Annotated in this window: 13 protein-coding genes; 3 read left to right on the top strand and 10 right to left on the bottom strand. The window is 53.3% G+C overall.

The window, feature by feature from the left end; translation table 11 throughout:
- Nucleotides 1-115: 115 nt before the first annotated feature.
- Genes ACQY8X_RS19940 through arsC form a run of 4 tightly spaced genes read right to left on the bottom strand, consistent with a single transcriptional unit; the run spans nt 116 to nt 2550 of the window.
- Complete coding sequence (locus ACQY8X_RS19940; RefSeq protein WP_428036888.1) at nt 116-1168, bottom strand: aminotransferase class V-fold PLP-dependent enzyme; 1053 nt, start codon at nt 1166-1168, stop codon at nt 116-118.
- 14 nt (nt 1169-1182) lie between these two features.
- Nucleotides 1183-1587, bottom strand: a complete 405-nt coding sequence (locus tag ACQY8X_RS19935; protein ID WP_428036887.1) for a DUF2069 domain-containing protein — start codon at nt 1585-1587, stop codon at nt 1183-1185.
- 18 nt (nt 1588-1605) lie between these two features.
- Nucleotides 1606-2202: an NAD(P)H:quinone oxidoreductase gene (wrbA, locus tag ACQY8X_RS19930; RefSeq protein ID WP_428036886.1), complete on the bottom strand. Its 597-nt coding sequence runs from the start codon at nt 2200-2202 to the stop codon at nt 1606-1608.
- Nucleotides 2203-2550, bottom strand: coding sequence for an arsenate reductase (glutaredoxin) (arsC, locus tag ACQY8X_RS19925; RefSeq protein WP_428036885.1), 348 nt, complete (start codon nt 2548-2550; stop codon nt 2203-2205).
- 124 nt (nt 2551-2674) lie between these two features.
- On the opposite strand from arsC, the gene ACQY8X_RS19920 reads away from it, so the two are divergent.
- Together ACQY8X_RS19920 and ACQY8X_RS19915 are read left to right on the top strand one after the other, a co-directional pair.
- A complete protein-coding gene (locus ACQY8X_RS19920; RefSeq protein WP_428036884.1) occupies nt 2675-3898 on the top strand; it encodes a YihY family inner membrane protein in 1224 nt (407 codons plus the stop codon).
- A 57-nt stretch (nt 3899-3955) separates the two neighbouring features.
- A complete protein-coding gene (locus ACQY8X_RS19915; protein WP_428036883.1) occupies nt 3956-4225 on the top strand; it encodes an acylphosphatase in 270 nt (89 codons plus the stop codon).
- 46 nt (nt 4226-4271) lie between these two features.
- Here the strand turns inward: ACQY8X_RS19915 and ACQY8X_RS19910 are convergent, their stop codons facing one another.
- The 5 genes from ACQY8X_RS19910 to ACQY8X_RS19890 form a co-directional block, all read right to left on the bottom strand.
- Nucleotides 4272-4832 (bottom strand): lytic transglycosylase domain-containing protein, encoded by a 561-nt coding sequence (locus ACQY8X_RS19910; RefSeq protein ID WP_428036882.1) that lies wholly within the window; start codon nt 4830-4832, stop codon nt 4272-4274.
- A gap of 62 nt (nt 4833-4894) precedes the next feature.
- Nucleotides 4895-5197 carry an antibiotic biosynthesis monooxygenase family protein gene (locus tag ACQY8X_RS19905; protein ID WP_428036881.1) on the bottom strand — a complete coding sequence of 101 codons (303 nt, stop codon included), beginning with the start codon at nt 5195-5197 and terminating at the stop codon, nt 4895-4897.
- A gap of 58 nt (nt 5198-5255) precedes the next feature.
- On the bottom strand, nt 5256-5984 hold the full coding sequence (locus ACQY8X_RS19900) for a PhnD/SsuA/transferrin family substrate-binding protein (protein ID WP_428036880.1): 729 nt from the start codon (nt 5982-5984) through the stop codon (nt 5256-5258).
- Nucleotides 5985-6088: 104 nt separating this feature from the next.
- Nucleotides 6089-7810, bottom strand: coding sequence for a proline--tRNA ligase (locus ACQY8X_RS19895; RefSeq protein WP_428036879.1), 1722 nt, complete (start codon nt 7808-7810; stop codon nt 6089-6091).
- A gap of 137 nt (nt 7811-7947) precedes the next feature.
- Entirely contained in the window at nt 7948-9366 is a 1419-nt protein-coding gene (locus ACQY8X_RS19890; RefSeq protein WP_428036878.1) for a hypothetical protein, read from the bottom strand.
- A 138-nt stretch (nt 9367-9504) separates the two neighbouring features.
- Between ACQY8X_RS19890 and ACQY8X_RS19885 the strand changes: the two genes are divergently transcribed.
- On the top strand, nt 9505-10011 hold the full coding sequence (locus tag ACQY8X_RS19885) for a DUF3087 family protein (protein WP_428036877.1): 507 nt from the start codon (nt 9505-9507) through the stop codon (nt 10009-10011).
- Between the two features lie 58 nt (nt 10012-10069).
- Here ACQY8X_RS19885 and ACQY8X_RS19880 read toward each other — a convergent pair.
- Nucleotides 10070-10471, bottom strand: a 402-nt coding sequence (locus tag ACQY8X_RS19880) for a GFA family protein (protein ID WP_428036876.1), incomplete at its 5' end; no start/stop codon positions are given.

Below are 10471 nucleotides of genomic sequence, written 5' to 3'. Positions count from 1 at the left end.
CAAATGAGTTTGGAAGAAACGCAACCACATGTGGGTGGCGGCGCTCAGAAACTTGCGTCCAATGTGCTTGCTAAACCCATGGATGACCCGGACACCATGGCCTTATATCATGCCTTTACCGATTTTTACGAACAACATCCTGCTGATGATGGCTACTCAGCTGGAAAGATAGAATCGAGGCACAGGCGGTCGGGCTGCCGATGCGGGTGAAGCCGGGGATCGCTGAGCAATACTCCAGCGCTTTGTTCATCAATGCCCGTTCATGACGCGCCAGTGCTTTGCGATCCAGCGTATCGAGAAAGCGAATCGCTTCGGCCAGCCCCAGTGCGCCGCTGATATTGGGAGTGCCTGCCTCAAACTTAAAGGGCAGGGTGTTATAGCTTGTACCACTAAATGACACCCGGCTAATCATCTCGCCACCGGCCTGCCAGGGGGGCATCGCCTCCAATAGTTGCTGGCGACCATAGAGTACGCCAATGCCGGTGGGCGCAAAGAGTTTGTGTCCGGAAAACAGATAGAAATCACACCCCAGCCGCTGCACATCAATTTCCAGGTGAGGCGCTGCCTGGGCGCCGTCGATCACGACAATAGCGCCGGCCGCTTTGGCCTGGCGCACCAGCCCGGCAACCGGATTGATGGTGCCCAGGGCATTCGAGATATGGGTCAGGCTGACGATGCGGGTTTTCTCATTCAGCAGCTCGGCAAAGCGTTGCAGATTGAGATCGCCATTATCGTTGATCGGTACCACCCGGATCAGCGCTCCGGTTTGTTCAGCCACAATCTGCCAGGGGACGATATTGGCGTGGTGTTCCAGTTCAGTCAGCAGAATCTCATCACCGGGTTGCAGCAACGGGCGGGCATAACTCTGGGCGATCAGATTGATCCCCTCGGTGGTGCCCCGGGTCCAGATGATCTCCTGCTCAGAGGCAGCATTGATAAACTGTTTAACCGTAGTACGGGCGGCTTCAAACGCACTGGTTGCGCGCTCGCTGAGCTGGTGCGCCCCCCGGTGAACATTAGCATTCTGGCGGCGATAAAACTGTTCAACTGCCTGAATTACTACTTCAGGTTTCTGGCTGGTGGCCGCATTGTCCAGATAGATCAGTGGCTGATTATTAATCTGCTGCTGTAACGCCGGGAACTGTTGTCTGACTGCCTGTAGATCCACAAAGTTATCCTGTCTCAGTCTGCAGCGTTATTGTGAGTGCTGCTATTCAGCAGCTTATTAAGCTGGCTTTGCCACCGGGCAAACATCATCGCACCGATAAATAATGTGGCAACCAGAAGCGTTTCAGCCAGCGCGAGTGAGGCGCTGCTATGCGCCGACATCGCAATGGTGACAGAGTGCATAAAATACACGGTAATAAAAAAGCACAGCCAGATATGGCCCCGAAGATGTTTTTTCAGTATTACCGGATAGAACAGCAGCAGTGGTACGGTCTGAAATGCCCAGATACTGTAAGGGCTGGCTATCTCGGGTGGAGAGAGGATCAGATGCCATGCTGTTAATAACAGAATCAGACCAAAATAACTGAAGAGGGTGACGGCGCGGCTGATGGCAACCTTTTTTGCGAGTGTGTCCTGCATTGTTTGATCCTGCAATATTTAATCGTGTAGCTGAAGGGCCAGGCGCCCAAGTCGTTTGCCCTGCGCCAGGCAGAGAGCTGATTCAGTCTCGTCCAGAGGCTGGTCGCTGTTCTGCCCAGCCAGATGGGTTGCGCCATAGGGCGTGCCACCGGTTTGAGTGCTGATCAGTCCCGCTTCGCTGTAGGGCAGGCCGCAGATCACCATGCCGTGATGGAGCAGCGGTAGCATCATTGTCAGCAGGGTGCTTTCCTGTCCACCGTGAAGGCTTGAACTGGAACTGAAAACCGCTGCGGGCTTATCGATCAGGGCGCCACTGAGCCAGAGGCTGCTGGTAGAATCAATAAAGTACTTCAGCGGTGCCGACATATTGCCAAATCGGGTTGGGCTGCCCAGCGCAAGGCCTGAGCAGTTTGCCAGATCATCCGTTGTACAGTACAGGTCACCGGCGGCCGGGATGGTGTCTTCGGTGGCTTCACAGTTTGCCGAGATAGCCGGTACGGTGCGCAGCCGTGCTTCGATACCACTCTGTTCGATCCCCCGCGCTATCTGGTTGGCCATGGCGCAGGTGGCACCATGGCGGCTGTAGTAGAGCACGAGAACATAGGGGTTTGACACTCAGAGAATCTCCAGTACAGATTCAGGCGGGCGACCGATACGGGCTTTGCCCTGGGTGATGACGATAGGGCGTTCAATCAGGCGAGGGAACTTAACCATCAGGTCAATAATCTGCTGATCTGTCAGGCTGTCATCGTTGAGGTTGTTCTCTTTATACTCATCTTCACCCTTGCGTAGCAGCTCACGGGGGGTGATACCCAGCTGTGCGACCACCGCTGTCAGTTGTGCAGCGGTAGGTGGGTTTTCCAGATAGAGACGCACCTCAGGGGTGATATTATTCTCTTCCAGCAATGCCAGTGTGGCGCGGGACTTAGAGCAGCGTGGATTGTGATAGATCTCAACAGTCATAGAACTTGTCCTGTTAGTAACGGCAGATAGAATGGTAAGTGCGATATTGTATACAGCTTAGCTACCAGCCTAAAGGGCGGCAGGGTATTATATCGTTTTAATTCATCAGTACAGGATCGTCGTGATGAGTAATCATCTGTTAACCCTGCGGGTCGTCGGGCATTTTATTCTCTACCTTGGGCGCCAGTTCGTGCTCAATAAAGGGGTGCTTAACGCCTCTGCGCTGACCTATACCACGTTGTTTGCGGTGGTGCCATTGATGACGGTCTCCTATGCAATGCTGGCGGCTATCCCCTCGTTTCAGGAGGCTGGACCAGAGCTGCAGGGCTGGATATTTGAAAACTTTGTTCCGGCTACCGGTGCGGTGGTACAGGAGTATCTGAGTGACTTTGCCGCCCAGGCCAGCAAGTTAACCGCGGTCGGCCTGATCTTTTTGTTTGTGACATCGATTATGATGATGAAAAATATTGAAGCGGCCTTTAACCGTATCTGGCGAGTCAGTGAGCCGCGCAAAGGGATGTCCAGTTTTCTGCTGTACTGGGCGGTGCTGAGTCTTGGGCCGATTCTGATCGGTGTGGGGTTGCTGGTCAGTTCCTATATCGCGTCTTTGTCACTGTTCACCAGTGCCACCGAGCTGGTTGGCAAGGCCCGGCTGTTATCGGCGCTGCCGGTAGTGATGTCTGCGGCCGCGTTTACCCTGCTGTATGCAGCCGTGCCTAACTGCAAGGTGCCGCTGCGTAATGCGGTGATCGGGGGGCTGGTGGTCGCGCTGCTTTTTGAAACCGCTAAACGGGCGTTTGCGTTTTTTGTCACTCAGTTTCCCTCCTATGAGCTGATCTATGGGGCGTTTGCCGCAGTGCCTCTGTTTCTGGCCTGGATCTTTATCTCCTGGACGATTATTTTGCTGGGGGCCGAGTTGAGCCGGGCGCTGTCGGTTTATCGTGATCACCGGCGGGGCCGACACCTGTCTCATCTGCATACCATGGTGGCGGTGTTGCAGCGGTTGTGGCAGGCTCAGCAGGTCGGCGAAACACTCTCTGACCGGCAGTTATTGCAGCAGGTTAGCGGGCTTGAGCAGAACGAATGGGACAGTTATAACAGTATTTTACTTGAGGCATCGGTGATCAGCCGCACCGACAGAGGTGGCTATATTCTGGCTCGGGATATGGGAAATTTTACCCTGGAACAGTTGAATCAGCTGCTGCCCTGGCCCCTGCCTGAGCGCTCCCCTGTGGAAGCCGCAGATGGTTGGCAGCGGGAATTGGATCAGCGCTTAGAAAGGATGAGTCAGCACCGCCAGGAGCAACTCAGCCTGACACTTGAACAGCTGTTTGTTGCAGCAACCTGAGCGGTTAAACTGCGCTTGTGGTAAATAGATATTTTACGTTGTAGAGGAGTTGAATCTATGCAGTGTTTACATGCTTTTGTCAGTGGCCGTGTGCAGGGTGTATGGTTCCGCCAGTCAACACTTGAGGTTGCTCAGGCGCATGGTTTAACCGGCTGGGTGCGTAATCTGGATGATGGCCGGGTAGAGGTCATCGCCTGTGGCCATGAGCATGGACTGATGCAACTCGAAGCCTGGCTGAGTATCGGACCAGAGCTGGCCAGCGTTGCAGAGGTTAAAAGTGAGCGTACTGAAGCGACGCAAGCATTTGTCAGTTTTGTTATTCTCTGACCGTTTCTGTATTAAATGAAACCGGCCCCGTGCCGGTTTTTTGGGTTTAATCTTCGTAGCGGCGTTGATTGCGGTAGACTTTTTCCGGATACCAGACTTTACCGTAGCTGCCGTTATAGCGTGCCAGGGCTTCGGTCAGATTGCCTTTTGAACGATCCAGATAGTATTTCAGAATAGTTGAACCGTAGCGCAGATTAGTCTGGATGTTGGTGAGGTTATCGTCGCTGCGCCCGATCTCCTTCTTCCAGAAAGGCATCACCTGCATCAGCCCCTGTGCACCCACTACGGACACCGCAAAGCGGTTGAAGCGACTCTCTGTATGGATAACACCCAGCAGTAACGAGACCGGTAATTCAACCCGGTCGGCTTCGGCATGGACGGTTCTGAGTATATCAATACGTTCAAGGTCATCACTGACATAACGTTTGGTGCGCCCGGACATATCGGTTAACCAGACTTCGGCGGCAAACCGGTCTTCAAAGCTACTGCTCTGTGCAAATGCCTGCTTCAGAGCATCACGCAAGCCGGGATCAATCTCCTCAGGTGCAGCGGCAGCAGGCAGTGCTAGTGAAACAAGCAGTAGCAGCAAGGGTATTGTCAGTCGCACAGACAGCTTCCTATCCATCATCAATCGGTTAAACGCTTTAAGTTTATCATGCCCTGGTCATCTCAGATGACGGATTCAAATCCTTCAAATTGTGGTGGTCCAAGATAGATATCTCTGCGGCTACCGGCATTCGCATGGGCTTTTTTAAAGGCATCAGATTTTAACCAGCCTTCAAAGGCTGCTTTATTTTCCCAGACTGCGTGAGATGACATCAGGGTGTGATCCTCTTTAGTCTCGCCCTGCAGTAGATTAAAGGAGATAAACCCGGGAACGGTTTCCAGGTGGCTGTCACGGTTTTGCCAGATCTCAATAAAATCCTGCTCGTGGCCGGGTTTAATGCGAAAGCGGTTCATTGCGATATACATAGATGTCATTGTCCTGTGATTAACGTGGTATGAGCGGGTTGCAGTCTATCTCGGCGGGTTATTTCCCCCGCAGTATTTTAACCATATCAATAATGCTTTGCTCTGAGGGTTTTTTCCAGCCCTGTATTTGCAGCTTTTCCAGGACCTGCCTGCCTTTGGCTTCAGCACTCATGGCCTCAAGCAGCTGTCTCAGATTATTGATCTGTGGTTTAAGCTGCGGTGCCGCCAGCAGTAGCGGATAGGCTTTGCGCAGGTTGCTGCGGGCCAGAAGATTTACCGCGGTGAGGCTCAGCGGAGACAGCTGCTCCATAAACGACTTGCTCAGCAGGGCGTAGGGCAACTCTCCCTGTTGTACTGTTTTCAGTAGTTGTAGCCAGTTATCGCGGTAAACCATCGCCGCCGGGCGAATCTGTTTCTGCATCAGTGTTGTCAGACCAAGGCGGTTAGCGAAGGTTCCTTTGATACCGCCGAGAGTGCTGTCCTGTATGCCGCTGAGACGATGAATCGTAGCGGCTGGACCGGAAACGATGGCAACCTCTTCATAGATTCCGTTTGGTTGCATCAGCGGGGTAAAGCGGAATTCGCGGATCAGCGTGGTGACCAGCTCGGGGGCACAGTAAACCATTTCGGCTTGAGAAAAACCCTGTTGATAAGCCTCAGGCGAGGCGCTGATGACCGGACTGAGGTTCAATCCGGTTGCGCGGCTCAGGTAGATTGCAAACTCATACCAGCGTTCTGAGTTCTGAGCGGTATCGCTGGGAGGAACCAGAAGACGGATTTTATCCATGAAATGATACCGGGTCAGGTTATACCGCGTGATCGTCGGCCCTATTCACGCGCAGGTTAAATAGCGAGGCAAAAAAAAGCAGGCCTGTGGCCTGCTTATCGGTATTACTTAGCTACGCTACGCTCAATGAACGCGGTTAGCTCAGCCAGGGGGATCTCCTGCTTCTCAGCATCCCGACGACCTTTGTATTCCAGTGTACCTGCTTCCAGTCCACGTTCAGAGATGACAATACGGTGGGGGATACCCATCAGCTCCATATCGGCCATCTTAACGCCGGGGCTGACCTTGGCACGGTCATCCAGAATCACGTCGTAACCGGCCTGGGTCAGGGTGTCATAGAGCTTATCAGCCTGCTCCCTAACCGCTTCGGACTTCTCATACTTCAGCGCGACCAGCGCGATGCTGAATGGTGCAATCGCTTCAGGCCAGATAATGCCGTTGTCATCGTAGTTTTGCTCAATTGCCGCAGCCACTACGCGGGTGACACCGATACCGTAGCAGCCCATATCCATGATGACCGCTTTGCCGTTTTCATCCAGAACCGTAGCGTTCAGCGCTTTGGCATACTGCTGACCCAGCTGGAAAATATGACCTACTTCGATACCGCGTTTGATGACAATCTTACCCTTGCCGCAAGGGCTTGGGTCACCTTCGACGACGTTGCGCAGGTCTGCCACTTCAGGCAGGGCAACATCACGATCCCAGTTGATACCGAAATAGTGTTTACCTTCAATATTAGCGCCAGCACCAAAGTCAGACATCAGTGCAACGGTGCGGTCAACGATGCAGGGAATTGGCAGATTGACCGGGCCCAGGGAGCCGGGTCCGGCACCGATCAGACTTTTAATAGCCACTTCATCGGCCATCTCCAGAGGTGCGGCAACCTGCGGCAGTTTTTCGGCTTTGATCTCATTGAGGTCGTGATCACCACGCACCAGCAAGGCAACAAAGTCAGCATCACACTCATCGGATGCTTTAACAAACAGGGTCTTGATGGTTTTTTCAATCGGCAGACCATGTTGTTGAACCAGTTGCGCGATGGTCTTGGCGTTCGGTGTATCCACCAGGGTCATCTCTTCCGTGGGGGCTGCGCGTTCACCCGCCGGAGCTACCGCTTCCGCTTTCTCGATATTGGCGGCGAAGTCACTGCTGTCGGAAAACGCGATATCATCTTCACCGGAATCCGCCAGAACATGGAATTCGTGGGAGGAGTTGCCGCCAATCGAACCGTTATCTGCCAGTACCGGACGGTAGTCCAGACCGATACGGTCGAAGATGTTGCAGTAGGTCTGATGCATCAGATCATAGGTCTGCTGCAGTGATTCAAGGTTGTAGTGGAAGGAGTAGGCATCCTTCATAATGAATTCCCGTGAGCGCATGATGCCGAAACGCGGCCGCACTTCATCGCGGAACTTGGTCTGAATCTGGTAGAAGTTTGCTGGCAGCTGCTTATAGCTGTGAATCTCGTTGCGAACCAGGTCGGTGATCACCTCTTCGTGAGTCGGGCCCACACAGAACTCACGGTTGTGACGGTCTTGTAATCTTAACAGCTCAGGGCCGTATTTCTCCCAGCGTCCTGATTCCTGCCACAGCTCAGCGGGCTGGATTGAGGGCATCAGCACTTCCTGAGCGCCCGACTTGTCCATCTCTTCACGCACAATACGTTCGACTTTACGCAGGGTGCGCAGCCCCGTTGGCAGCCAGTTGTAGAGCCCGGCGGCCACTTTACGGACCATGCCGGAACGCAGCATCAGCTGGTGGCTGATAACTTCTGCATCAGAGGGAGTTTCTTTCAGTGTGGCAATCAGAAATTGGCTGGCTCGCATAGATTTTATAAACCTGAAATCGGATAGATAATTTTAGCGGAACATTGTAAGTGTCCCTCCGGTCCGGAACAAGAGTCGTGGGGAAGTAAAAAACAGAAATTAGCCGGAAACAGGTTTAATCACTGCTTATCCGGCAGTTACAGGCCCAGCTTTTCCAGGATCTGCGGGTCGTCAAAGTGCAGCGTGCCGATAAAGCGGATCGCATGATCACCGGGGCGGCGCAGAGCACCGGGGTTACTGATGCCCATCGGCCAGAACAACCAGCGTTCGGGGCGCTCAGAGCCCGCGACATACCCCTCTCGATTGAACACTGAGCGCCGTGCACCGCCAGAAGGTAGCTGCATCAGCTCCGCAAAGGGTTTGAGGTGATACTGTTCAGATCCTGTTGCGGGGGAGGCGGACGCTTCACTGGCGATCAGCAGATGGGAGTTGGATGTCAGTGTGAGCAGTTGACGCCCACTGCGAGTGTGCAACACGAAGGTGGGTTCGCGATACAGTTCGTTAGTCGCCGTATAGCTTTGTCCTGCCGGCAAAATAAGACTGTACCAGCAGCCGCACAGGTGGATGCTGTCATAGGCCAGTACTTCGCCGGATTGTGCCAGATGAACGCGGAACAGCACCGCATCGTGTTTACCGGCGACCAGATCGAAGTGGCCGGTTGGCTGACGTTCAGGAAACCAGATCAGGTAGTTGAGCTGCAGGGTGCTCTGGTGATGATAGATGCCATGACTAAGATAGGTGAAGCTGACCGGTGACTGATCAACCTGAAGACCGGTTTCATTCCAGTAAGGGTGTCCTGGCCGGTTAACTGGCTGCTGGTTCGGTAAGCGCCACAGCGGAGCGTGATAGTTAAACAGGGCTTGCTCGCTCGCCGGAGTGAGCATCACCATGCCCAGGCTGTTTCGCGCCGCTGCTGCCAGGTCAGGAGGGCTGGTCTGGGTGAGTTGTGGTGCGTAAGTCTGCCAGGCGCTGTTGTGCAGCCCGGCCGGTTGCTGTTCCAGCCAGTTATGTTCCCGTATCACGCCCTGCTTAAATATCAGGGCGGTGAGAGGATAAAGTCCGGCGAGGCGGGCGAGGGGCTGATAATCATTGTCGGCAGGTAAGCGATATAGCCATTGACGGGTTCTATCCGCGCTCTGCATCTGCTGTTGCACCTGGGTGTTGCCGCAGTCTTCAATAAAACTGTCGCTATCTGCAACCTGATAGTCTTTCAGCCACCGCTGTCGCTGTCTGGCTGGCAGTAGCTGGCTCTCCAGTTTCAGGCCGGTCGTGGCCAGATGCGACATATAGTCAAGCAGGTCACTCAGTTGCGGGTCGGAGAGTTTCTGCTGGTGGGCGAAGTAGTCAACCAGCCGGTTGCTGCGTAACCAGGGAGTCTCTGCAATCACTTCACCCTGCTGGATGCCGGTGTGACGAATACTCAGCTGTTGCAAAGCCGTGAGCGCGGTGACACAGCTGTCGGCCCGGTTGGTGCCAGACAGAGCTGGCTGCAGGTTATAGCTGCAGCCAGTGATGACAAATAGTGAGATCAGCATCAGTACAAGTGTGCGCAGCATTTATTCTGTTTCCCGTTTGTTTTTGTCTGGAATAAATTTAACTGTAACCGATCACATGGAAGATAGTTGATCTGCCACCTTGGAGCTACCCATCGCAGGCATTATAATCGCGGCTTCAATCATTGTGGTAAACCTGATATGCAGCTGAAACAGATTAACAAAGAGCGTTACGCTAAGCATTACAAGCAGATTATGATCGGTGCTGTTGTGGTAGTGGCTGCGGTCGCTCTGACCCTGTCTACTGTGCTGATTCAATTAATTGGCAATCCCGAAGGTAGTAATTTCTGGCTTAATCTGACCGGTGTAATTACAGGCGGAGTGGTGGTTCTGTCGTTGTTGCGACACTACCGTGATCATGAGTATATGTATGAAGTAGTCTACGTCTGGGATCTGAAACAGTTACTCAATAAGATCTACCGGAAGCAGAAAAAGATCATGGCAGCAGTAGAAGAGGGTGATAGGGATGCGATGGTCATTATGAACTGGAGTTACAGTGGATCAGAACAGCTGTATAACCTGGATAACAATACTATCACCATGGAGGATCTGCTGCGCTCAAAGAAAACCCTGGAGCAGACTATCGAGAGGAGTGGCTTTACCGTTACTACGGACGATTTTCAGCCAACAATGCTGGATAAGTTCTGATTTTACAGCGCGTTATGAGTGTAGGTTAATAAAGGCCCGAGTGGGCCTTTTTTAGTGGCTATGATTTATTCCGCACCGGGCCTTCAGGAAAACAGTCCAGTTCACTGCTGGATTCAAACCAGCAGGCGCGGTAGTCGTAGAAGATATTGCGGCGGGGCCGAACCCCCGGGTCCTGATCGAGTGAGCCCGCCGGGATGGCGATATTATTCGCGCCTTTTACTTCCCAGGGCAGGGATGATCCGCAGCGGCTACAGAAACAGGAGGCATAAAACTGTGCGTCTGGCACCTCGTAACGAGTCACCAGATCTGCTCCACTGAGCCATTTAAACTGTTCCGGTGCAACAAACATAAAAGCACCATGGGCACTGCCTGAGCTTTTTTGACAGCGGGAGCAGTGGCAGTATTGAAAGCCTTTGGGGGTGCCGCTGAACTGATAACTCACTGCGCCACAGAGGCAGCT

It is taken from the genome of Amphritea sp., from assembly GCF_050300915.1.
Classification (GTDB): Bacteria; Pseudomonadota; Gammaproteobacteria; order Pseudomonadales; family Balneatricaceae; genus Amphritea.
The sequence above is the reverse complement of the archived record's forward strand: the minus strand, read 5'-3'. Positions and strand labels throughout refer to the sequence as shown.

Excerpts from the sequence above, each read along its gene's own strand:
- ACQY8X_RS19935 (WP_428036887.1), bottom strand. The coding sequence starts at position 1,587 with ATGCAGGACACACTCGCAAAAAAGGTTGCCATCAGCCGCGCCGTCACC.
- arsC (WP_428036885.1), bottom strand. The coding sequence starts at position 2,550 with ATGACTGTTGAGATCTATCACAATCCACGCTGCTCTAAGTCCCGCGCC.
- ACQY8X_RS19920 (WP_428036884.1), top strand. The coding sequence starts at position 2,675 with ATGAGTAATCATCTGTTAACCCTGCGGGTCGTCGGGCATTTTATTCTC.
- ACQY8X_RS19915 (WP_428036883.1), top strand. The coding sequence starts at position 3,956 with ATGCAGTGTTTACATGCTTTTGTCAGTGGCCGTGTGCAGGGTGTATGG.
- ACQY8X_RS19905 (WP_428036881.1), bottom strand. The coding sequence starts at position 5,197 with ATGTATATCGCAATGAACCGCTTTCGCATTAAACCCGGCCACGAGCAG.
- ACQY8X_RS19900 (WP_428036880.1), bottom strand. The coding sequence starts at position 5,984 with ATGGATAAAATCCGTCTTCTGGTTCCTCCCAGCGATACCGCTCAGAAC.
- ACQY8X_RS19895 (WP_428036879.1), bottom strand. The coding sequence starts at position 7,810 with ATGCGAGCCAGCCAATTTCTGATTGCCACACTGAAAGAAACTCCCTCT.
- ACQY8X_RS19890 (WP_428036878.1), bottom strand. The coding sequence starts at position 9,366 with ATGCTGCGCACACTTGTACTGATGCTGATCTCACTATTTGTCATCACT.
- ACQY8X_RS19885 (WP_428036877.1), top strand. The coding sequence starts at position 9,505 with ATGCAGCTGAAACAGATTAACAAAGAGCGTTACGCTAAGCATTACAAG.